20 protein-coding genes are annotated in these 22234 nt (G+C 45.5%); 16 read left to right on the top strand and 4 right to left on the bottom strand.

The window, feature by feature from the left end; translation table 11 throughout:
• Window positions 1–114 precede the first annotated feature (114 nt).
• Both ACESZH_RS12970 and ACESZH_RS12965 read left to right on the top strand, forming a co-directional pair.
• Window positions 115–573, top strand: a complete 459-nt coding sequence (locus tag ACESZH_RS12970; protein ID WP_373216849.1) for a DUF6465 family protein — start codon at window positions 115–117, stop codon at window positions 571–573.
• Window positions 574–752: 179 nt separating this feature from the next.
• Window positions 753–3326 (top strand): leucine-rich repeat protein, encoded by a 2574-nt coding sequence (locus ACESZH_RS12965; protein ID WP_373216851.1) that lies wholly within the window; start codon window positions 753–755, stop codon window positions 3324–3326.
• Window positions 3327–3377: 51 nt separating this feature from the next.
• Here the strand turns inward: ACESZH_RS12965 and ACESZH_RS12960 are convergent, their stop codons facing one another.
• Both ACESZH_RS12960 and ACESZH_RS12955 read right to left on the bottom strand, forming a co-directional pair.
• Window positions 3378–4163 (bottom strand): putative hydro-lyase, encoded by a 786-nt coding sequence (locus ACESZH_RS12960; protein ID WP_373216853.1) that lies wholly within the window; start codon window positions 4161–4163, stop codon window positions 3378–3380.
• Between the two features lie 77 nt (window positions 4164–4240).
• On the bottom strand, window positions 4241–5722 hold the full coding sequence (locus tag ACESZH_RS12955; RefSeq protein WP_373216854.1) for an AAA family ATPase: 1482 nt from the start codon (window positions 5720–5722) through the stop codon (window positions 4241–4243).
• Window positions 5723–5914: 192 nt separating this feature from the next.
• Between ACESZH_RS12955 and ACESZH_RS12950 the strand changes: the two genes are divergently transcribed.
• The 7 genes from ACESZH_RS12950 to ACESZH_RS12920 all read left to right on the top strand — a co-directional run bounded on the left by ACESZH_RS12950 (window position 5915) and on the right by ACESZH_RS12920 (window position 14938).
• Entirely contained in the window at window positions 5915–7426 is a 1512-nt protein-coding gene (locus ACESZH_RS12950; RefSeq protein ID WP_373216856.1) for a sugar ABC transporter ATP-binding protein, read from the top strand.
• Between the two features lie 16 nt (window positions 7427–7442).
• Entirely contained in the window at window positions 7443–8459 is a 1017-nt protein-coding gene (locus tag ACESZH_RS12945) for an ABC transporter permease (protein WP_373216858.1), read from the top strand.
• A gap of 69 nt (window positions 8460–8528) precedes the next feature.
• A complete protein-coding gene (locus ACESZH_RS12940; RefSeq protein WP_373216859.1) occupies window positions 8529–9458 on the top strand; it encodes a substrate-binding domain-containing protein in 930 nt (309 codons plus the stop codon).
• 96 nt (window positions 9459–9554) lie between these two features.
• Window positions 9555–11144 carry a response regulator gene (locus ACESZH_RS12935; RefSeq protein ID WP_373216861.1) on the top strand — a complete coding sequence of 530 codons (1590 nt, stop codon included), beginning with the start codon at window positions 9555–9557 and terminating at the stop codon, window positions 11142–11144.
• Window positions 11145–11155: 11 nt separating this feature from the next.
• Window positions 11156–12247 carry a sensor histidine kinase gene (locus ACESZH_RS12930; RefSeq protein WP_373216863.1) on the top strand — a complete coding sequence of 364 codons (1092 nt, stop codon included), beginning with the start codon at window positions 11156–11158 and terminating at the stop codon, window positions 12245–12247.
• Window positions 12204–13682 carry an ATP-binding cassette domain-containing protein gene (locus ACESZH_RS12925; protein ID WP_373216866.1) on the top strand — a complete coding sequence of 493 codons (1479 nt, stop codon included), beginning with the start codon at window positions 12204–12206 and terminating at the stop codon, window positions 13680–13682. Before ACESZH_RS12930 ends, ACESZH_RS12925 begins: the two co-directional genes overlap by 44 nt.
• 26 nt (window positions 13683–13708) lie before the next feature.
• Window positions 13709–14938: an AGE family epimerase/isomerase gene (locus ACESZH_RS12920; RefSeq protein ID WP_373216867.1), complete on the top strand. Its 1230-nt coding sequence runs from the start codon at window positions 13709–13711 to the stop codon at window positions 14936–14938.
• An 82-nt stretch (window positions 14939–15020) separates the two neighbouring features.
• Here the strand turns inward: ACESZH_RS12920 and ACESZH_RS12915 are convergent, their stop codons facing one another.
• Window positions 15021–15248, bottom strand: coding sequence for a small, acid-soluble spore protein, alpha/beta type (locus tag ACESZH_RS12915; protein WP_373216869.1), 228 nt, complete (start codon window positions 15246–15248; stop codon window positions 15021–15023).
• Window positions 15249–15559: 311 nt separating this feature from the next.
• Between ACESZH_RS12915 and ACESZH_RS12910 the strand changes: the two genes are divergently transcribed.
• Genes ACESZH_RS12910 through ACESZH_RS12895 form a run of 4 tightly spaced genes read left to right on the top strand, consistent with a single transcriptional unit; the run spans window position 15560 to window position 17649 of the window.
• On the top strand, window positions 15560–15955 hold the full coding sequence (locus tag ACESZH_RS12910) for a methylglyoxal synthase (protein ID WP_373216870.1): 396 nt from the start codon (window positions 15560–15562) through the stop codon (window positions 15953–15955).
• Window positions 15952–16506: a 16S rRNA (guanine(966)-N(2))-methyltransferase RsmD gene (gene rsmD / locus ACESZH_RS12905; RefSeq protein WP_373216871.1), complete on the top strand. Its 555-nt coding sequence runs from the start codon at window positions 15952–15954 to the stop codon at window positions 16504–16506. The genes ACESZH_RS12910 and rsmD overlap by 4 nt, the downstream gene beginning before the upstream one ends.
• A 9-nt stretch (window positions 16507–16515) precedes the next feature.
• Entirely contained in the window at window positions 16516–17004 is a 489-nt protein-coding gene (gene coaD / locus ACESZH_RS12900; RefSeq protein ID WP_373216873.1) for a pantetheine-phosphate adenylyltransferase, read from the top strand.
• Window positions 17005–17025: 21 nt separating this feature from the next.
• Window positions 17026–17649: an ATPase gene (locus ACESZH_RS12895; protein ID WP_373216875.1), complete on the top strand. Its 624-nt coding sequence runs from the start codon at window positions 17026–17028 to the stop codon at window positions 17647–17649.
• Here ACESZH_RS12895 and ACESZH_RS12890 read toward each other — a convergent pair.
• Window positions 17635–18615, bottom strand: a complete 981-nt coding sequence (locus tag ACESZH_RS12890; RefSeq protein ID WP_373216876.1) for a nucleoside recognition domain-containing protein — start codon at window positions 18613–18615, stop codon at window positions 17635–17637. The two genes, ACESZH_RS12895 and ACESZH_RS12890, sit on opposite strands and share 15 nt — an antisense overlap.
• Window positions 18616–18695: 80 nt before the next feature.
• Here ACESZH_RS12890 and ACESZH_RS12885 point away from each other — a divergent pair, with 80 nt between their 5' ends.
• From ACESZH_RS12885 to ACESZH_RS12875, 3 genes are all read left to right on the top strand, one after another.
• Window positions 18696–20147, top strand: a complete 1452-nt coding sequence (locus ACESZH_RS12885) for an aminoacyl-histidine dipeptidase (RefSeq protein ID WP_373216877.1) — start codon at window positions 18696–18698, stop codon at window positions 20145–20147.
• A 225-nt stretch (window positions 20148–20372) separates the two neighbouring features.
• Complete coding sequence (locus ACESZH_RS12880) at window positions 20373–21173, top strand: M23 family metallopeptidase (protein ID WP_373216879.1); 801 nt, start codon at window positions 20373–20375, stop codon at window positions 21171–21173.
• A gap of 123 nt (window positions 21174–21296) precedes the next feature.
• A complete protein-coding gene (locus ACESZH_RS12875; RefSeq protein ID WP_373216882.1) occupies window positions 21297–22112 on the top strand; it encodes a GTP pyrophosphokinase family protein in 816 nt (271 codons plus the stop codon).
• The last annotated feature ends 122 nt before the right edge of the window (window positions 22113–22234 follow it).

The following is a 22234-nucleotide window of genomic DNA, read 5'->3' as shown; positions in this document are numbered from 1 at the left end:
TTAAAATCAGGGTTATTCCACATTGTACTAAAATAGAAGCTTGCCAAAATCCGAATTTAGTAGTATTCTATTCGGGTAATTAATTATTTTTTCACCTTTTAAGGAGGCTATTATATGGCTACAAAAAGAACTACAAAAAAGGCAGAAACTACTACGGCAGCTAAGAAAACTGCTGCTAAAGAGGCTCCTGTAAAAGCTGCATCTGCTGCACCCGTTGAGGAAGCAGTTGAGGCTGCAAAGACAGAAGCTGTAAAAGAGACTGCCGAAGAAACTGTTGTTAAAAAAGCTGCAAAAGCCGTTGCCAAAAAACCGGCTGCTGCTAAGAAGCCTGCTACGAGAAAAACTGCTGAGAAAAAAGCTGTTGAATCAGTAAATACAGAGGTTTATGTTCAGTTCATGGGAAGAGAGATAGCTTCAAAAGATATTGTTCTGGCTGCTAAGAAAGCCTGGACAGAAGCTACCGGCAAAAAAGAGAGTGACATCAAGGAACTTCAGGTTTATATCAAACTGGAAGAGAACAAAGCATATTACGTAGTAAACGGTGAATCAGAAGGGCTTTTTATCGAGCTGTAATGGGATACCGTAGAGGAGCAGAGATTTTACAGCTTTGCTCTCAATGAATCAGCCCACAGGAAGCTTGAAAAAGTTTCTTGTGAGCTGTTTTTTATTTCAGAGGAATATGGTTGCTGGCGTAACCGCGCTCCGGCGCAAGTGTGCACCTTGGCGCACACTTTTTATAGGGAGGTTTACGTATGAATAAAACTATGAAAAACAAATTGTTTTCCATGATACTCTGCAGTGTTTTAGCCGCAAGCAGTATGCCGTTAGGGGTACAGGGAGAGGAATTTATTTCAGAGAATCCGGCGTATGAAGGATCCGGCGCAGAGATGGTTCAGGCTGATGCCGCCGAAGCTGTACCGGAAACACCGGCTGTGACAGAAAATGAAATGGAGCTGCCGGATGCAGCCGCGGAAATATCTGATGCTGCTGTGGAAGTGCCGGAAATCGCTTCTGGTGAACCAGAGACTGATCTGGTTACACAGGAGGAGTTTGTTGCGTCTGATGATGCGGATGAGGGACTTTTTTTCTCAGAAAGTGAAACAACAGAATCCGATGCAGCAGAGGAAGCTCAGTATTTCGATACCGGACATGCTACGGAGGGCACCTGTGGATTGAACGGTGCAGATGTCAGATGGAAGCTAGTAGATGGGATTATGACCATCAGCGGAAGCGGTGCGATGGATGATTATATAATCATCCAGGATCTGGACACCGGAGAGGTAACAGGTCAGAATCCACCCTGGGAATCGTTCCGAAGAGAAATCCAGGAGGTTGTGATTGAGGAAGGCATCACGTCTGTAGGTTACGCCGCATTTGCAAACTGTTACCAATTACAAAAGGTTACCATTGCTTCCTCTGTAAAAAAGATTCGTTCTGACGCATTTGCAAATTGTATCGGGTTATCTGATATTAATATGGGATCTGGTGTAGAAGAACTGGAGTTAGATGTTTTCTATGGAGCAGCAGTAAAATCTCTGACGTTGTCTAAAAATCTGAAAAATATCGATCGTTTTTCACTTGTGGGCCTTTGGTCTGTTGAGAATATCTATGTGGAGAGCGGAAGCAGTTTCTATTCTTCCAGGGATGGTGTACTGTATACGAAGGATGAAAAAACTCTGGTTCTGTATCCAATGAACCGGCAGGGCGGTTACCTTGTGCCGGAAGGAACCGTTAAAATTGCGGATAATGCCTTTACTCAGTCTGCAATTACAAGTATAGGTTTGCCTGACTCTGTAACAGAAATAGGAGAGTTCGCCTTTGACCAGTGCGAAAAGCTTACAGAACTTATTTTTCCGAAAAATCTGAAGGTGATTAACCGTTATGTATGTTCGGGAGATACGGCGCTTATTTCTGTGACCATTCCCGAGGGTGTGACACAGATTAAGGAGGATGCTTTTTCTGACTGTACATCATTAAAAACGGTTACACTGCCTTCCACTATTAAGTCAATAGACAATGCGTTTCCTTCTTATACGGAGATTATTTTCACGGGCAATGGCATTTACCGCCAGGAGGACGGCTCATTTATAGATGCTGTAAAAGTGAACGTATCCGCAAGAGAAGAGTATAAGAAAGCGTTCGAAGTGCTCGACATTGTAAATCAGGAGCGTGCAAAGGAAGGAAGAGCGCCGCTTACTATGGAAGCAAGTCTTCTGGAAACTGCAATGCAGAGAGCCAGTGAAACCGTTTTATACTGGAGTCACACAAGACCTACCGGAAGCAGTTGCTTTACGGCAAACAGCCTTATGTTTGGAGAAAATATTGCCTGGGGAAGCAGCACAGCCGCAGGCGTTATGAATATGTGGATGAATTCTTCCGGACACAAGGCAAATATTCTGGGCAGCGGTTATACAAGCATTGGGATCGGATGTGTGAAATTCGGAAATACCTATTATTGGGTACAATGCTTTGGCATAGAAACGGGCACGGCTGTAAACGCATCCTCGTATAGTGACAGAGATGTCAACAGGAGTATTGCTGTTGCGAAAGATCCGGAGTATTACAGCGCAGGCCTGCAGATATCGTCTACCGCTCTAACTGTAGGCGATACTGCAACCGCAAACATTACCTGGGATGGCGAAGTCCTAAAAAATTCCGGAGCTGTCATAGAATCCTCAAATCCAGATGTATGCAAAGTAAAAAATGGAAGAATTACAGCTCTGGCGGCAGGAAAGGCGACCATCAAAGCTTATTTTCCAGGCTATGAAGAAAAAACCATGACGCAAGCTGTGACCGTCACTGCAGGAAAAACCAAGACCATCAAAGTTACCTACAATGCAAACGGCGGTACGGTAAAAACGAAATCAAAGAAAGTCACAGTGGGAAAAACATATGGAACCCTTGCATCCCCAACCAGAAAAGGATACTCCTTTGCAGGCTGGTACACAAAAAAGACAAAGGGTACAAAGGTTACGTCTTCCACAAACGTGACAGGCACCCAAAATGTGACTTTATATGCGCATTGGAAAAAAGTGAGCGTAAGCAGGGTTTCATTGAGTTCTCTTACTAATATAAGTGGAAGAAAAATGGCGGTTTCCTTTAAAAAGGTTTCCGGGGCAAAGGGATATCAGATTCTGTATGCGACCAATTCCAAATTTACAAAAGGAAAGAAAAACGTTTCTACAAAGCTGACGTCGAAAACTTTAACAAAGCTGAAAAAGGGCACTACTTATTATGTAAAAGTCCGTGCTTACAAAACAGATTCTGCGGGAAATAAGGTATATGGTTCGTACAGCAAGGCAAAGAAACTTAAAATCAGAAAATAGTACAAAAAAGGCAAGGCACTGGTTATTCAAATCCAGTGCCTTGCCGCTGTTTTAGTATTTCAATTCCACATTTTTTACATCCGTGATCAGCATATGCCCCGGTGCGTGGGTAATGGCAAGAGATGGCTTGGATTCCATTACCACATTCTGAGGCGTTACACCGCACGGCCAGAATACAGGAACCTCGCCGTCGCGGATGGTGACCATGTCACCGAAGTCAGGCTTTGTCACATCCTGGATTCCGATGGCTTCCGGGGTTCCGATATGTACAGGAGCGCCGTGAACGCGGGGCATTTCGCCTGTGATCAGCACCGCCTTGGGAATCTGGTCATAGGGGATCGGTCTCATGCTGACAACCATATTTCCATGGAAATCTCCTGCCGGAACACATGGGATATTGGTTTTGTACATTGGCACATTGCAGCCTTCCTCAATATGACGGACAGGAACATTTGCTTCCAGAAGAGCAGCCTCAAAAGAAAAGCTGCAGCCAATGAGAAAGCTTACAAAGTCGTCCTGCCAGAATCCGGATACATCCGTATATTCTCCGTCCAGCACACCGTTTCTGTAAATGCGGTAGCGCGGAATGTCTTTCGCAATATCTGCACCATCTGCAATGGTGTGCAGAAAACGGCTTCCTGTATCACTTACCTCCAGAATGGGGCAGGATTTGGGATTTCTCTGTGTAAATAAAAGAAAGTCGTAAGCCTGACTGCGTGGAAGCACTACAAGGTTTGCCTGTGCATATCCTGCGCACATTCCGGCGGTGGGTCCGGTGATCTTTTCCTCACGTATAAGAGCGCGTACTTCCTTTGGGGACATATTTGTGTAATCCATAGTTTCACTCCTCCTTTTTGTTTTTCAACTGATTTGCCTTATTATAGCATGGGTTATGAGCTGTATACAAGCGCATGTTACAGCAGCCTGCGCACCATATCCGCGTCAAAAACGACTTGCGATACATGATCCACCTCAATTTGATAGAGGGCATTCGCTGCAATATGCTCTGCTGCCTGTTCCAGATCACGGATTCCGGTAGTATCCTGATATTTTTCAATCACTGCATCCAAAGCACTGTCTGTCACAACACATTCCCTTTCCTGCAGACCCATGCGGCCAAGAACCTTTGGCAGCGCGAATTTTGAGAATATGATCTTCTTTTCTTCTGGCGTGTAATCCGGAATGTCGATCACGGCAAAGCGGGACATCAGAGGCGCACTGATCTGGTTTTTGTCATTCGCGGTAGCAATGGGATAAACACCTACAGTGGGGATCATACATTCTATGTAATTGTCCGTAAATCCCAGATTGTCAAGGAGGGTCAGAAGCACATCCGCAGGATTACCATTTCCCTTTCCGGCAGCGGCTTTATCCAGCTCATTGATAATAAATACAAGATTTGACTCCCCTGCCATGGAAAAAGCTTCCATAATAATACCCGGCTTTGCATTGGAATAGATACGGGAGCTTCCGGTCAACTGCTCCGGATCATTGATAGAACTCATATCCAGGGTTGTCCACGGCAGCTTCAGAATCCGTGCAACCGCATAGGCGATCTGGGATTTTCCGGTTCCGGCAGGGCCTGCCAGCAGAAGACCGTAAGCAGGAAGCGTATGGGTACGGTTGATCTGGATGACGGTTTCGATAATACGCTGTTTCACCCTTTCCATTCCATAAAGCTCCTCATCCAGAATGCGGCGTGCTTCCTCAGGGTCGATGGATTCAAAATAATTATTTTTCCACTGAATATTCATCATAATGGAAAGAGCACGCTGGGCATGGCGCCTTTCCTCCGGGGTCACCTCGTGGGAGCGGGCGACTGCAAGATTTCTCCTTGCCCAGAGACGGATATTATCCGGCAAAGTCCTGCCTGCACATGTCATGAAATCTGTGATACTCTGAAGGCTGGTCAGCTTCATGTCATCTCCTGCAATTTCCTGGTCCTCATCTTCCGGCTCCTCAGATGGTGCGCTGCTGGCAAAAAGCCTTTCGATCATAAACTGGAGAAATCCATCCTCTGCAGAGAGCTTCGTTCCACCGCCAAATGCAATCTCACGAATTTTATAAACTGCATAGCCATCCTGACGGTTTTTACCGGACAGACGGACATTGATACGGTTTTCGCCCAACCATTTTAATAGGCTGACGAAGCGGGCGTCTATTTTCAGAATATCAGCGCTGACTGTTCCGTCCTCCTCGTTGAATTCGAAGGCTGTACGTTTCACCGGATTGGTAAAAATGCCGCAGGAATGATGCTTCCATTCCCGTCTCTTATTATCCAGAAGCAGAATCGGCTTTTCCGGTGAAGCAGCCGATTCGTTGGACTTGAATGTGGTATAAGTGCACTCAGAAGAATTTTTATCATCTGTTGCATGGCTGAAATCAAATACTGGCATAATCTATACTCCTTTTGCACAAATATGATAACTATGGCTATCATATCACATTTTTTACCGATTGGATAGCCGCCAACATAACAGGAGCAGAAGAAAAACCCCCGAAAAGCTAAAAAAATCCCACCTTTTTTCAATGTAGAAAGTTGTTTATACTAAATACATGAAAGGCAATTCAAAGGAAAGGGTGAGAGAATGAATGAGATAATCGTCTCCATGAAAAATATCAGCAAAAGCTTTCCTGGTGTAAAGGCACTTGACCATGTAAACTTTGAACTGCGTTCGGGTGAGGTTATGGCACTGTTGGGCGAAAACGGTGCAGGCAAATCCACCCTGATGAAAATTCTGAGTGGTGTCTACACAAGGGACGAAGGTACCATGGAGATTTTCGGACGGGAGTACGGCGATCTTACACCAAAGCAGGCACAGGAAGTTGGCGTTGCCATCATTCATCAGGAATTGAACATGTGTAAGCATCTGTCTGTAACGGAAAACATGTTCCTGGCAAGGGAGATCAAAGGTACGGTATCCCTCAATAATGCCAAAATGGAGGCAGAGGCGAAAAGGATCCTGGATGATCTGAAAATTGATATTGACCCAAGACAGACAGTAGGAGAGCTTCCTGTATCCAAACAGCAGATGGTGGAAATCGCAAAAGCGCTTTCCATTAATGCCCGGATCCTGATCATGGATGAACCGACTTCTGCATTGACTGCAAAGGAAATTGATGATCTGTTCCGCATTATCCGTAAGCTCAAAGCAGAAGGAAAGGGGATTGTTTATATTTCCCACAGGCTGGAAGAACTTCAGCATATTGTAGACAGGGTAACCATCATGCGCGACGGACAGTACATATGCAATGGAAATTTTACGGATATGTCTATGGATCAGATCATTGCAAATATGGTAGGCCGTGAGATTAAAGAGCAATTTCCAAGAGTGGAATGTAAAAAGGGCAAAAAAATTTTTGAGGTAAAAAACCTGAATGCCGGAAAAATGGTACGGAATATTAATTTTTCCGCATATGAAGGTGAAATCGTTGGCTTTGCCGGACTGATGGGAGCCGGAAGAACGGAAACAACAAGAGCGATCTTTGGCGTAGATGAAAAAGAAAGCGGCGAGATCTATGTGGATGGAAAGGAAGTTACCATACACGGCCCTATGGATGCCATCCGAAACGGTGTGGTGCTTGCACCAGAAGACAGGAAAAAGGACGGACTATGTACGAAATTAAGCATTCGTCAGAATCTTGCACTTCCAAACCTGGATCTGATCTGCAACCGTTTAGGTGTGATCAACAGCCGGAAGGAAGATGCGCTGTGCGAAAAGGCGGTATCGGATCTTTTGATAAAAACGCCCAGCGTGGAGGTGGATTCCGGAAATCTTTCCGGAGGCAACCAGCAGAAGGTAGTAGTAGGCAAATGGCTTGCCAGAGATTCCAGAGTCGTGATTTTCGATGAACCTACGAGAGGAATCGATGTAGGTGCAAAGGTTGAGATTTATAATCTGATGAATGAGCTGAAAAAACAGGGCATTGCAGTTATTTTTGTCTCTTCGGAAATGCCTGAGGTTATGGGAATCGCAGACAGGATCATCGTCATGTGTGACGGCAGGATCACCGGAGAGGTGATGGCCAGAGAAACCACCCAGAACGAGATCCTGAAGCTTGCCACCACCTTTGAAGACAAAAAAATCGCAAGTCACTAAGTGGAGGAGAATGAAAATGAACAACAAGAATCAAAGCTTCTTTAAAAGGCTTATGTCAATCAAAGGTATGGGAGCCGCACTGACTGCTTTTGTGGGCCTGATTGTTATTTACATAGCTTTTGGTATTATCAACCCCGCTGTATTTTCCGGACAGAATATTTTAAACCTGCTCCGTTCCATGTCAAAATATCTGCTGATCGGTATTGCACAGAGCTATATTCTGATCACCGGAAACATTGACCTTTCTATTGGTTCCATGGTAGGTATGAGTGCCATGATCGCGGCAACGCTTATGACGCTGGGTATGAATCCGTTTCTGGCTGTTCTGGTAGCGCTTCTTGCCTGTCTGGCAACAGGTGTGGTAAACGGATATCTGGTAGGAAAATTCAGACTGCCGCCATTTATCGCAACTCTTGGAACTATGTTTGTAACCAGAGGTATTGCCTACATGGTAAACGGTAACCGTAATACGGATGCCATTGCAACCGGCGTTGGAAAAGAAACAGCAGATACCTTCCAGAATCTGCTTTATTACGGAAAAACACTGGGGATTTATAATACTTTCTGGATTGCAATCATCGTATTTATTATTTTCTTCTTCCTGCTGTCAAAGACACGTACCGGGCGTCATATTTATGCCATCGGCTCTAACATTGACGCTGCGAAACTCTCCGGCGTAAATGTAGTGGCAACCACTACAAAGGCTTATCTGGTAAGCGCCGTATGCTCCTGGCTGGTTGGTCTGATCCTCTGCGCACAGGCTGGTATGGGAAATATGGAAGCCGGAAACATGTACGAAATGTACGGTGTTGCAGCCGGTGTTATCGGAGGTGTTTCTCCTCTTGGAGGAACTGGTATCCTTCTTGGAACGCTGGCAGGTTCCGCTGTATGGCAGACACTGGAAAACGGTCTGAATATGATCGGCGCACAGGTTGGTATCCAGCGTGTCGTGATCGGTGTGATCGTAGTAGGCGCGGTTCTTCTGGATGTGGTTGTCAGAAGCGGGCAGTTTGGAAAGAAAAAGAATAAGTAATTTAAGAACTAGACCGTATCAGATACGGATAGTAACATAAAAACTTACAATTTTAAGGAGGATTTTCAAATGAAAAGAAAGTTTTTAGCAGCAGCATGCGCAATGGCAATGGTAGTTTCCCTTACAAGCTCTGTATATGCAGCAGACGCAAAGATCGCCCTGATCACAATGGATTCTATCGATCAGCACTGGGTTACCCTGAATGAGGGTGCACAGGCAAAAGCAGAAGAGCTTGGCGTAGAAGTTAATTTCATGTCCCCAAACACTAAAGATGATGCACAGCAGATCGAGTGTGTAAACAACGCAGTTGCAGGCGGATACAATGCCATCATGGTAGCTGCAAACGGACCGGATGCAATTTCTTCCGCACTTCAGGAAGCAGTAGATGCAGGCGTTAAGATCGTATACGTTGACTCTCCTGCAAACGTAGAGGCAGAGGCAACCTTCTCTACTGACAATAAAGCAGCAGGACAGACCGCTGGTGAAGAGATGAAGAAAGCTCTGGAAGAGGCTGGCGTTACCTCCGGTAAGATCGGTATCATCAACGTAAACGCTGCAACCGATTCCTGTGTAATGAGAGAGGAAGGCTTCCGTGCAGCATTCGACGGAACAGACTTCGAGCTGATGGAAACACAGTACGGCGAAGGTGATGCTGCAAAATCCCAGAGTATTGCAGAAAACTACATTACCCAGGGTGTTGTTGGTATCTTTGGATGTAACGAAGGTTCCACAACTGGTGCCGGAAATGCGATCAAAGCATCCGGAAGTTCAGATATCATCGGTGTAGGCTTTGACAAATCTGACGCGATCATCAATCTGATCCAGGATGGATATCTGCTCTGTACAATGGCTCAGAATCCTGATATAATGGGTGAAAAAGGTGTTGAGGCCTGTGTACAGGCTATCGACGGAGAAGACCTTGGCGGAGAGGTTGTTGACACAGGCGTATCAGTTCTTACTGCAGAAGCACTGGCTGAGACTGAGGCAGAGGCTGAATAAATACAGCATTCTTTAAAGAATAAGTCAAATTCTTATGAAAACAGGAAAACCGCCGGAGTATACCCGGCGGTTTTTTTAGAGTATTGGGGGAAGAGAATGATAAAGGTAATCATCGCAGATGATGAAGAACGTATCTGTCAGCTTACAAAAGCCCTGATAGATTGGGATTCCCTTGGGATGGAAATTTCTGGGATCGCACATAACGGCCTGGAAGCCACGGAACTGGTGAAGCTGCATGCTCCGCAGATCCTGATCACAGACATCCGGATGCCCGGCTGTAACGGACTGGATCTGATCCAAAATGTAAAAAGAATGATACCGAATCTGGAAATTATCATTATAAGCGGATATGCACATTTTGAATATGCCCAGAATGCGATCAAATACGGCGTAGGGAATTATCTTTTAAAGCCCATTAATAAATCAGAGCTGAACTCCACTCTGGAAAAACTGAAGAAAAAAATCGAGGACAGACAGGAAGCCCAGGAGAAAACGAAAAGGCTTGTAGAACAAAACAAAAAGGATGTTTCCAAGCTCCAGAGGGCATTGGTTGAACAACTGATGGAACAAAAGGAAGTGGAGCTTTCCTATGATATACTTAAGAATGAATACGGACTGTACTTCAAACCGGGAATCTTCCAGGCATTCTGGATCAAAGTAGATGAGTACATGGAAAATCTCAGCAAATCAGGACTTACCATTGTGATCGATAAAATATCAAGTCTTCTGGAGAGTACGATCCGTCCAAAATGTCTGGAGCTGCTGGCAGGACAAGGTCATGCCTGCTGCGTAGGCATTCTGAATTATGAACGGAGGTCCCGGGAGGAAATCCGCAGGCTTCTTAAAGATTGTTTGAACCAGTTGAATGCACAGCGGGATATTTTCGGGCAGGTTACTTTCTCCATGGCATTGGGATGTGAGGTGAAAGCTCCGGAATATATCGGCGCTTCCATGGCGGAAGCAGGTGTTATGATCCAGGAAAGGCTGGTAAAGGGAACCGGAAGAGTTCTGGACCGGATGCCTGAACCGTCTGCTATCCACGAACAAAACTTTCTGGAAAAATACCTCCGCCGCATCAAGCATTCCATTGAGATCATGAGCCCGGATGAGGCGGACGATGTTGTGGAAGATCTCCGTGCCTCCGTAGAGAAAACAAGGGATGTGAGAGGTTCGGAGATTCTGGAGCTTGTTTATTCCTGCGGCATCCTTTTCCTAAGCCAGATTGAAATGCAGGAACGGACGCAGGCTGGACTGGATTTTCGTGAAAGATGTGAACAGTGCGCCAGTCAGGACAGGCTGTTCGGGCAGCTTAAGGCTCTTCAGAACGAGCATATCACAAAAATACGCCAAAAGCATGAAAGTGATGCGGAACGGCCCATCCGTCTGGCAAAGCAGTATATCCAGAATCATTTCAGCGAGCAGATCACGCAGGAAGAGGTCAGCGAGTTTGTAGGCTTAAGTACAGCTTATTTCAGTGTACAGTTCAAAAAAGCAGAGGGCGAAGGTTTTGCAAAATATCTCATTCGTGTGCGGATCGAGCAGGCAAAGATCCTCTTGCGTGAGAGTAATTATTCCATCTCGGATATTTGCAAAAAAGTTGGTTATAACGATTTGAAGCATTTTACCCATACATTTGAGAAAACTACAGGCGTGAAGCCATCTGTTTACCGGAAGCTTTACGGATAGAGGGACGAAGATTGAAAGAAAGCCACAGTTTAAAATATGTTTCTAACCGTATTATTTTTTTAGCGGCGGTCATTTTGGTCATACTGGCGATAAAAGCAGGGCTTAACATTTTTGCATTTTTTCATGGTACAGGAAGCTTTTTTCGTATGATCCTTTCCCTGATCCTGCTCTTTTCTTTTCTTGGGGCAGCCTGGTTCTGGATCGTCAGGCCTTACAGGAAATCAGAAAAATGGATGCTGCATTTCCTGGACGGCTACGTGATCTCAGATTTAAAGGATATGGATTCCTTTTTGATCACACCGTCCATGAAACGTCAGGTTGAGACAATGAATGAGATTTTCAAGTCGCCTCAGATGATGGATCTAAACAAAAGACAGGCACAGTATCTGGCATTGCAGAATCAGATCAATCCGCATTTTCTGTACAACACTCTGGAAAGTATCCGGGGAGAGGCGTTAATCGCCGGACTGGACGGTGTGGCGGATATGACGGAGGCGCTGGCAAAATTTTTTCGTTATACCATTACCAAGGTGGAAAATCTGGTGACCGTGGAAGAGGAGCTGGACAACTGCGAGACATATTTTCAGATCCAGAAATATCGCTTCGGCGACAGGCTGAACCTCCATATCCTGTGTGCTGAGGAAGATAAAGAGGTAGTCATGAACTGCAGGATTCCCAAGCTTACCCTGCAGCCTATTTTGGAAAACAGCATCATACACGGAACAGAGTTAAAGATCGGAACCGGAAATCTGTCGATTGAATTCGAAAGGACGGATCAGCGCCTGATTGTGCGTATTTCCGATGATGGAGTGGGGATGGATGAGAATACCCTGGCAAGGCTGAACCGCCGTCTGGGAAAAGGAAGCAGCTCCGCGACCTATAAGGATGAAGGAACAAAGGGCGGAATCGCACTGGTGAATGTTAATAACCGTATCCATTTGCTTTTCGGGGAAGAGTATGGAATGCACGTTTATTCCGTGCCCGGCAGGGGAACAGATGTGGAGATCACCCTGCCTGTAGAAAGCAATGCTGATCAGATCAGAGCAGGGGCGTTTAGATATGAGACAAGAAGTATTGAGAATGGAGAGAGTCACATACATTGAGCATGGGATCACAAAGCTGGAAGATTTCCGCCTGCAGATCTATAAAGGAGAAATCATGGGAATGATACCGGTCAACGGTCATGGCATGAATGATTTTCTCAAGCTTCTTAAGACAAATCTGCCTATTGAAAGAGGATACATTTATTACGGAAATGAGCTGGTAAATTCCTGGAAGGAATCCAAAAAGAATCACAACCGTGTCAGCATCATAGAGGCGAAAAGCGGTCTTGTAGAGGGCCTGACGGTTTCGGACAACATTTTCGTCCTGAGACATGGCTTCCGTCAGAGACTGATCCGTACAGGACTTTTGAGAAAGCAGCTTGCTCCGTTTTTGCATGACATCGGTATGGATGATATCTCACCGGATTCCTGCGTGGAAAAGCTGTCAGTTTTCCAGAGGGTGGTGGTAGAGATCCTCAGAGCCGTGATCCTGGGACATCAGTTGATTGTTCTCAATGAGATCGGCACTCTGATCAGTGAAAAAGAGCTTCAGAAGCTTCACCGGATCATCCGGAAATATGCTGCTTCCGGCTTTTCCTTTTTATATATCAGTCCCCATCTTGAGGAGAGTGCCATGATCTGTGACAGGACGGCGCTGTTATCCCATGGAGCGATACAGAAAGTCATTCACGGAAAAGAAAAGAGCCGCGAAATCGTTGCAGCATATACGGAAGAATACGAACGGGTGGTTCGAAATCATCTGGCGGCGCAGACAAATACATCCCGTGAACGCGAAAAGGTTTTGTCGTTAAGGGACATTACCTTTGGCTCGATATCGCAGCTGAATTTTGATATATATGCCGGGGAATGTGTAACCATACAGAATATGGACCATGATGTTTTCCAGGACATCATTTCGCTGCTGACAGAAGATGAGCAGCCCCAAAAAGGCGGTATCTATGTGGGCACAGAGAAAGTAAAGATACTGGGAAACAACAATATTTCTGTCATACGTGAGCTGCCTACCACAAGTATGATCTTTCAGGAGCTGGATTATATGACCAACCTGTGTATGGGAATGACCCAGAGGATTCCTGATATCTGGTACAGACATCATATCAGGGAAAGTATTTTCCAGGAATGCCGGCCAATAGTGGGGGAGGAAGTTTTTTATAAGCCTATGGAGCAGCTTACCCAGAGACAGAAATACAAGCTGGTGTATACCAGGGTACTGCTTCAAAGACCAAAGGTGGTATTTTGCATCCAGCCTTTTAAAGGGACTGACCTGCCGCACCGCATGTTTGTGTGGCAGCTTCTGGAAATGCTGCTGAACCGCGGAATCGCAGTGGTGATCCTCACGATGAATCTGTCGGATTCCATTTCTCTATCGGACCGGCTGCTTCGGCTTGGGAGCGATGGAATGCTGGAAGAGATCACAAGGGATAACTTTGACGGACTGACTGAGGATGTACCCTGGAAATACCTGTATGAATGAGGAAAATAATATAGGAGGAAATATATATGAGCAAAAAATATCAGATTGACACAGAGGAAAACAAGCAGTTTTTAAAGGGGCTGACTGAGGGACTTCTGTCCTTTGGACATCAGTTTCCGTCTCCGGGAGGTTCTTCCTATTATTTAGGAGATGACGGAACCCCATGGAAGGATCGCAGCCGTGAAACATGGATCACAAGCCGTATGGCCCATGTTTATAGCATTGGAACCTTCCTTGGACATGAGGGGAGCCGGGAGCTGGCAGCCGCAGCCATAAAAGGTCTTAGAGGCGAGCTTCATGATGAAAAAAACGGCGGCTGGTATGCAGGGCTGACGGCAGAAAACGAAATTCTTCCTAATAAACAGTGCTATGCCCATGCGTTTGTGATCCTGGCTGCAACCTCAGCGCTGCTTGCTGAAATTCCCGGGGCAGAGGAACTCCTTCGCGATGCAGTGGAGCTGTATGATCTGCGTTTCTGGAATGAGGAGGAAGGACTTTCCTGTGATACCTGGAACACGGAATTTACCGTTCTGGATGACTATCGTGGACTGAATGCAAATATGCACAGCGTTGAAGCATTTTTAGCTGCTGCGGACGTTGCCGGAAAAGAAGAGTACCGTGTCAGAGCAGGACGTATCATTGATCAGGTGCTTATATGGGCTTCCGGAAATAGCTGGAGAATCCCTGAGCATTTCTCAAAAGGCTGGGAACCGAACCTGGAGTGTAATAAAGAGAAGCCTGACGACCAGTTTAAACCTTACGGTGCAACTCCGGGACACGGAATCGAGTGGGCCAGACTGATCACTCAGTGGGCACTTTCCACTTACAAAGAGAACAGAGAGGGTGCAGGAAAATATATAGAAGCTGCGGAAAGCCTGTACAACAGAGCAGTCGCTGATGCCTGGAATGCAGACGGAGCGCCGGGAATCGTATATACAACTGACTGGAACGGAAAACCGGTGGTTCATGACAGGATGCACTGGACTCTAGCAGAAGCGATCAACACCTCTTCCGTCCTTTATCATGTAACAGGAAAACAGAAGTATGCTGATGACTATGAACAGTTTATGAAATATCTGGATGAAAAGGTGGCAGACCACGAAACCGGGTCCTGGTTCCATCAATTGGATGAAAACAACTGTGTGATCGGAACGGTATGGCCGGGTAAATCTGATATTTACCATGCACTGCAGGCGACCCTGATCCCTTATTCTGCGCCGGATGTTTCCATTGCGCTGGCTGTAAAGCAGAGATAAAAAACAACGCCCTTTATAACTTCTGTCAGTTATAAGGGGCGCTGTCTTTTTATTCGGCTCAGTTATTTAGAATCGCTATTTTTTAGTACTGGCCGCCCTGGCTGCCGGTGGACATCTGTCTTTCCTGTGCCTCGATCATTTTCTTGACCATATATCCGCCTACGCTTCCGTTCTGTTTGGAAGTCAGGTTTCCGTTGTAACCGTCAGTAAGCGGCACACCCAGCTCGTTTGCTACCTCGAATTTGAAACGGTCTAATGCTCCCTTTGCTTCCGGTACGACTGCTCTGTTAGAAGAAGTGTTGTTTGACATTTTAATTTCCTCCTTGGTTGTTTTAAAATTTGGTGGTAACTGACCGTTTATTCAGTCACCACCTCAGAGATGATGTCTGCCGGACAGTTACGATTGATGTTACAATCCTAGTATGTGAAAAAGAAAAAATAATACACTAGAAGTTCTTTCATATATTGGCAGAAATTTGTAAATATTAACAAACTGTGAATTTTGTATATTTTGTAAGATTTAATTGCACTTCTTTTAGCTATTTGTTATAATGAACTGAAAAGTCGAATTTGAAAGATATAAAAACAAGAATGTATTGGTGAAAATAGGAGAGGTGAACTATGAATTTAGGTATCATTGCACACAACAGTAAGAAAGTCCTCATAGAAGATTTCTGTATCGCCTATAAAAATATTCTTGCAAAGCATGAGGTTTATGCTACCGGAACCACTGGCAGAAGAATAGAAGAGGCGACCAGCCTTCATGTACACAAATTTTTGGCAGGAAGTATCGGTGGAGACAAGCAGTTTATGGAGATGGTGGAACGTCAGGATCTGGATATGGTTATCCTTTTCTACAATCCCGTTATGATCGACCCGAAAGAGCCTGATATCACCGCAATTGTAAAACGCTGCGACCAGTATAATATTCCGGTAGCGACGAATATTGCCACTGCAGAGCTTTTGATTCTTGGATTGGCACGCGGCGATCTGGATTGGAGACTGAATCTGAAATGAGAGTCATCGCAGGAAAAGCAAGACGTTTGAATTTAAAAACCGTGCCGGGCAAAGACACGCGCCCTACCACGGATCGTATAAAAGAGACTTTGTTTAACATTCTGCAGCCGGAATTATTAGGCTGCCGTTTTCTCGATCTGTTCAGCGGAAGCGGCGCGATCGGTATCGAAGCATTAAGCCGCGGTGCTGCCAATGCTGTCTTCGTGGAAAAAAATCCCCGGGCCTGTGCCTGTATCAGAGAAAATCTTTCATTTACAAAACTTGCAGATGATGGTAAACTGCTAAACATGGACGTGCTGCAGGCTCTCCGCTCCCTGGAGGGAAAGGGAACCTTTGGCTGTATATTTATGGACCCGCCGTACAATCAGGAGCTGGAACGGCAGGTGCTTGAATATCTGTCTGACAGTGCCATCCTGGATGAGAATACCCTGATCATTGTAGAAGCGGATTTACATACCAGCTTTGATTATGCAGATGAGTTAGGATACCGGCAGCTTCGTTCAAAAGAATATAAAACCAACAAGCATGTATTTTTATGCAGGAGAAAGTGAGAAAAGCACATGGTAGTAGCTGTTTATCCGGGCAGCTTTGACCCGGCTACTTATGGTCACCTGGATGTGATTCAGCGTGCCAGCGTATCTTTCGATAGGGTAATCGTCGGAGTTTTGCATAATTCTGCAAAAAGTCCGTTGTTTTCTGCGGAAGAACGTGTTAATATACTAGAAAAGGCAACGGAACATATTCCAAATGTAGAGATTAAAGCTTTTGAGGGGCTTTCTGTGAATTTTGCAAGAGAGAACCAGGCTCAGGTTATTATCCGCGGACTGCGTGCTGTAACAGATTTTGAGTATGAGCTGCAGATGGCTCAGACGAACCGCGTTCTGGCACCTGATGTTGATACCGTGTTTTTAACCACCAGTCTGGAATACGCATATTTGAGTTCCACAATTATGAAAGAGGTAGCATACTTCGGAGGTGACTTAAGCAAATTCGCCCCGCCTGAGATCATCCAGGCAGTGATGCAAAAGCTACACAAAGCCCAGAAATAGAGAAAATAAGGAGAGTATACTATGAGCAGCAGAATTGAACAAATCATTGAGGAAATCGAAGAGTACGTAGACAGTTGTAAATACCAGCCGCTTTCTACGACAAAGATTGTTGTAAATAAAGAGGAGATTGAAGAGCTTTTACGTGAACTCCGTCTGAAGACTCCGGATGAGATCAAGCGTTACCAGAAGATCATCAGTAATAAAGATGCCATTTTAGAGGATGCACAGGCAAAGGCTGACAGCCTCATTGCCGATGCACAGGCTAAGGCGCAGGAGCTGGTAACACAGCATGAGATCATGCAGAAGGCTTATGCGCAGGCAAATGAGACCATCAACGCAGCGAACCGTCAGGCGCAGGACATTCTTGATTCCGCTACACAGGATGCCAATAGTATCCGTTTAAGCGCCATCACTTACACAGACGACATGATGGCAAATATCGGCGCTGTCCTGAATCAGACCTTAGAGGATGCAGGCGGAAAATACAAAGGATTTATCGAGGCACTTCAGAGCTGTCTGGAGGTAGTAAATCATAACCGTCAGGAGCTTGCTCCCCAGACTGCACAGGCAGCCGCTATTTCTAATTCCTATCAGGCACCGGAGCAGGAGGATGAGGCTCTGCTTGACGAGTTAGGAGATAACTAAGATTATTATCGCTGTGACCGCAGCGTTCAGGCATTTGGCAGAAGCGTAAGGGCGAAGGGATAGCTTTCCCTCCAATACGCTTTTTGTCTGTGCCATAATACAAAGGCCGCCAAAAGCGGTCATGGTCATGGAGCACAGAAATTTGAGAGGATAGGAAAATGCCGATGCGGCGAGCTGATGCAGGCCGGTGGTGATTTCCATTATGCCCAGTACCAGATATTTTACCGTCTGTGAAAAGCACCAGAAATGGCTGATACAGGCGGACAGGATGGAAAAGAGCAGAATGTAGCCCCCAAGCCGGGCAATGGTTTCAAATCCGTTCATGATTGAGGCATCTATGATAGCTCCTGCGGAGCTGACAGAGGGTGTCTCTTTTTTTGAATCGCTCCTGCCTGTGGCAGTAAGCGGTTTTGCTATTAAATTGGTTGATGAAACCGTATGATTTCTGTAGACAGTAAAGCGAAAAAAAAGCATACAAAGAACATCTGACAGTATCATGATTCCCAGCAGCTTTGCTGTGCTCACCCTTCCTTCCAGGCAGATCTGCGCCAGATAAGTGGTGAGAAAAGCGGGACTTGGGTTATTGCAGAATGTTAAAAGATACTCTGCTTCCCGCCTGCTGATCTTTCCATACTGGTATAAATCGGCAGCCAGCTTGGCTCCCATGGGATATCCGCAGAGAAGTCCCAAAAAGCATACGTAGGCTCCGTTTGGGGAAAGCCCCAACAGTATCCGGAATAAGCCGGAAAAAGGTTTTAAGATTTTTTCGATTCCATCAGTATGTACGAGAAATCCGGTTAAAATAATAAAAGGAAGCAGTGTTGGAATCAATGTGTTCATCCAGAGCTTCAGTCCGTCTCTGGAAGCATCCAGAGCTTCGGCAGGATATTTCAATAAAAAACAGAGAAGCAGGACAATGCCTGCAAAGGGCAGTCTTTTCTTGATGCGCAAAAAAATCAGTTTCATATTCGACCATAGCTTTTTTCTAAAGTATATGGTTTTTATGAAGATAAATGAACAGTTCTTATTATCGGAGGTGTATGGATATGGCAGTTTTAGAAAACTGTGAACCCAAAAAAGTCTTTCACTATTTTGAAGAAATTTGCAAAATTCCCCATGGTTCGGGAAACACAAAGCAGATCAGTGATTATCTGGTAAGCTTTGCAAAGGATCATGGCTTTGATTATGTACAGGATGAACTGAATAATGTGGTCATTTATAAGCCGGGAACCAGCGGCTACGAAAATTCACCTACCGTAATCATTCAGGGACATATGGATATGGTATGTGAAAAGCGTCCTGATGTGGAGCATGATTTTACAAAAGATGGGCTGAAGCTTTCTGTTGTGGATGGATATGTTTCTGCAAACGGCACAACGCTGGGCGGTGACGATGGAATTGCAGTGGCATATGGCCTTGCACTTCTTGACAGCACAGACATTCCCCATCCTCCCCTGGAAATTCTCATCACGGTAGATGAAGAGATCGGCCTTCTGGGAGCAGCAGGACTGGACTGCAGTGTTTTAAAGGGCAGAAGACTGCTGAACCTGGATTCCGAAGCAGAGGGAAGCCTTTGGGTAAGCTGCGCAGGCGGCCTTTCCGGAAACTCCTATCTTCCTGTTCAGAGGGTTGAGGGAACAGGAAAGATCCTTAAGGTAAAAATCTGTGGCCTTATGGGTGGACATTCCGGTGCTGAGATTGATAAAAATCGTGCAAATGCCAATATTTTGATGGGACGTTTCCTTTATGGCATGAAAAAGCTTTATCATTATGAGCTTCTTTCACTGGAAGGCGGTCAGAAGGACAATGCCATCACCAGAGAGTGTACCGCAGAGATTATGATCACACCGGAGGACCAGGGAAATATAGAGTCTTACGCACTGGAAGCCCAGTTGAAGCTGCGTGATGAATATACAGGCACTGACGAAGGGATTACTATTCAGGTTACAGATCTTGGTGAAAAAACTGCAATGGTCCTTCACCCTACCAGCAGGGAAAAGGTTCTTTTCTTCCTGATGAATTGTCCCTGGGGCATTGCAAAAATGAGCGGCACGATCCAGGGTCTTGTGGAGACCTCCTCCAACCTTGGCATATTGAAGCTGAAAGAAGATGAATTATGGGCAGTAAACAGCATCCGCAGCTCCATAGGCGCTGCCAGTGAAGCCCTTTCCAATAAAGTAGAATATGTGACGGAATTCCTTGGAGGTGATTACGAGATCCAGGGCGCTTATCCGGCATGGGAATACAGAAAGGATTCCCCGCTTCGTGATAAGATGGTTGCAGTCTACGAAGAAATGTACGGGGAAAAGCCGGAAGTGATAGCAATCCATGCCGGACTGGAATGCGGACTTTTCTATGAAAAAATGGAAGGACTTGACTGTGTATCTTTGGGACCGGATATGAAAGATATCCATACCTCTGAAGAGCTTTTGAGCATAGCCTCTACTGAGCGTGTGTGGAATTATCTCCTTGAGGTCCTCAAAAACTTGAAAGACTGATGAAAGGGCTGCTTTTTGCAGCCTTTTTCCGTTTCATAGGAAAGTACTCCATTTTGTTCCGCGTGGAAGCCTGAGGAACTTTCCTTTGAAACAAAAAACGCAGCTCACGCTGCGGGGATGCGCACTTCGCGCAAGAGGAATATGGTTGCTGGCGCACACTTTTTTATATATGGTTCTAAGATTCGCATTTTCTCATATACTATATAGGATATGGGGAGGTGCGCCATGAAAGCCAGTTTGAAAAGATGGATTCCGGTTCTGTTTTTTCTTATTCTGTCTGTTTACTCCCTGCAGAATGTGATTCTGGAGCGAAGCCAGGTATCTGTTTTGAAGCAGGATACATACAGCCAGGACGATTTTCGCAGCCAGCATCTCACACCGGAGCTCTATGGGGAGATTACAGAGAGGGCAAATGAGGAAGGAAATTTGGGTGACCTGCTCACCGTTACGATGCTGCGGGGTGATTTCTTTCCTGAGCACATTTCTACGGACAGAGAGCCATTTTTGAAATATAAGCCTGATGAGTATGTACTTTTAAAAAGCTGCTACGAAGCTATTTGGAATGACCTTATGTGCTTTCCGATACCAGGCTGTGACATTTCCTACGAGGACAGCTTTGGTGCGCCGCGAAGCTTTGGAGGAGACCGGACACATGAGGGGACGGATTTATTTGGTAAGGTGACAATACCCGGGTATTATCCGGTGCTTTCCATGACAGACGGACGTGTGGAACAGATTGGCTGGCTTCCCCTTGGAGGATACCGGATTGGCATACGTTCTCCATCAGGCGGATATTTTTATTATGCCCATTTTTCCGAATATGACAGAGCTTTCCGGATAGGGGAGACGATAAAGGCAGGGGATATCCTGGGGTATATGGGAGACACCGGGTACGGTCCGGAAGGGACCTCCGGGCAGTTTCCGGTTCATCTTCATCTTGGAATTTACATCAGAACCCCTGAGCAGGAGGAACTGAGCGTGAATCCTTATTGGATTCTGCGGGCAATGGAGAACAAACGATGTTAAAAAATTATAAACTATACATATTAGCGAGAAATTTTCCGGAATCTGTGCTATAATGAGGTTTACGTATGGATATGGGAAACAAAGGAAATAAGAAATATCCATGTTTTGTAAGGAGCGAGTAGTATGGAAATACAGTTATGGAGAAGCATCTTATGCCCCTATGAACTGGCTGTAAAAGAGCTGACAGTAAAATTTGAGCACATTATCAGTGAACATAGAGAAAATGATCTGTATTCCCCGATCGAGCAGGTGAGCGGCAGGGTAAAAAGCGTATCCAGTATCCTGGAAAAAATGCAGCGTAAGCATATCCCCATGGAAAAAATGGAAGAAGAGATCGAGGATATTGCGGGCATCCGTATCATCTGCCAGTTTGAGGAAGACATTGATACTGTTGCATCAATTATTCAAAAACGCACGGATATGACCATAAAAAGCGAAAAGAATTATCTCAAGCATATTAAGCAGAGCGGCTATCGAAGCTATCATTTGATCATCTATTATACAGTGGAAACTCTTGACGGACCGAAGAAGCTGCAGGCTGAGATCCAGATCCGGACTATGGCCATGAACTTCTGGGCCACCATAGAGCACTCCCTGCAATATAAGTATAAAGGAGATATGCCTCCTCATGTTGCAGAGCGCCTGAGCAATGCTGCGGATGCGATCATATCTCTTGACCATGAGATGTCTTCTGTGCGGAATGAGATTATGGATGCGCAGAATTCTTCCCAGATGCAGTCCAATCTGGTGAAGGATATTCTGAACAATATTGAAAATCTTTACCGCTTGTCCAACAAGCGTGAAGTTATGAAGATCCAGACCGAGTTCCTTCGTGTTTTCCGCACCAAGGATCTGCAGCAGTTGGAGCGTTTTCACAGACAGCTTGACATCATCGCCGAAGGCTACCGCGCACAGGCGGTTTATCATGATAATAAGTAGAGCACTTAGCGATTGGCAAGCGTAAGGCGCAGACAGAGCTTAGTGCGAACTTAGTTCGAAGGAACTTAATGAGAGCAAGCCTATGGCGCCGCTCGAATTTAGTGAATCGAACTTCCTTAAGA

The organism is Ruminococcus sp. 5_1_39BFAA (genome assembly GCF_964240875.1).
Lineage (GTDB): Bacteria > Bacillota > Clostridia > Lachnospirales > Lachnospiraceae > Blautia_A.
The sequence above is the reverse complement of the archived record's forward strand: the minus strand, read 5'-3'. Positions and strand labels throughout refer to the sequence as shown.

Coding starts and splice junctions, on each gene's coding strand:
- ACESZH_RS12940 (WP_373216859.1), top strand. CDS start 8,529: ATGAAAAGAAAGTTTTTAGCAGCAGCATGCGCAATGGCAATGGTAGTT.
- ACESZH_RS12915 (WP_373216869.1), bottom strand. CDS start 15,248: ATGTCAAACAACACTTCTTCTAACAGAGCAGTCGTACCGGAAGCAAAG.
- ACESZH_RS12950 (WP_373216856.1), top strand. CDS start 5,915: ATGAATGAGATAATCGTCTCCATGAAAAATATCAGCAAAAGCTTTCCT.
- ACESZH_RS12920 (WP_373216867.1), top strand. CDS start 13,709: ATGAGCAAAAAATATCAGATTGACACAGAGGAAAACAAGCAGTTTTTA.
- ACESZH_RS12965 (WP_373216851.1), top strand. CDS start 753: ATGAATAAAACTATGAAAAACAAATTGTTTTCCATGATACTCTGCAGT.
- ACESZH_RS12955 (WP_373216854.1), bottom strand. CDS start 5,722: ATGCCAGTATTTGATTTCAGCCATGCAACAGATGATAAAAATTCTTCT.
- ACESZH_RS12970 (WP_373216849.1), top strand. CDS start 115: ATGGCTACAAAAAGAACTACAAAAAAGGCAGAAACTACTACGGCAGCT.
- ACESZH_RS12935 (WP_373216861.1), top strand. CDS start 9,555: ATGATAAAGGTAATCATCGCAGATGATGAAGAACGTATCTGTCAGCTT.
- ACESZH_RS12960 (WP_373216853.1), bottom strand. CDS start 4,163: ATGGATTACACAAATATGTCCCCAAAGGAAGTACGCGCTCTTATACGT.
- ACESZH_RS12910 (WP_373216870.1), top strand. CDS start 15,560: ATGAATTTAGGTATCATTGCACACAACAGTAAGAAAGTCCTCATAGAA.
- ACESZH_RS12890 (WP_373216876.1), bottom strand. CDS start 18,615: ATGAAACTGATTTTTTTGCGCATCAAGAAAAGACTGCCCTTTGCAGGC.
- ACESZH_RS12925 (WP_373216866.1), top strand. CDS start 12,204: ATGAGACAAGAAGTATTGAGAATGGAGAGAGTCACATACATTGAGCAT.
- ACESZH_RS12875 (WP_373216882.1), top strand. CDS start 21,297: ATGGAAATACAGTTATGGAGAAGCATCTTATGCCCCTATGAACTGGCT.
- ACESZH_RS12880 (WP_373216879.1), top strand. CDS start 20,373: ATGAAAGCCAGTTTGAAAAGATGGATTCCGGTTCTGTTTTTTCTTATT.
- coaD (WP_373216873.1), top strand. CDS start 16,516: ATGGTAGTAGCTGTTTATCCGGGCAGCTTTGACCCGGCTACTTATGGT.
- ACESZH_RS12885 (WP_373216877.1), top strand. CDS start 18,696: ATGGCAGTTTTAGAAAACTGTGAACCCAAAAAAGTCTTTCACTATTTT.
- ACESZH_RS12945 (WP_373216858.1), top strand. CDS start 7,443: ATGAACAACAAGAATCAAAGCTTCTTTAAAAGGCTTATGTCAATCAAA.
- rsmD (WP_373216871.1), top strand. CDS start 15,952: ATGAGAGTCATCGCAGGAAAAGCAAGACGTTTGAATTTAAAAACCGTG.
- ACESZH_RS12895 (WP_373216875.1), top strand. CDS start 17,026: ATGAGCAGCAGAATTGAACAAATCATTGAGGAAATCGAAGAGTACGTA.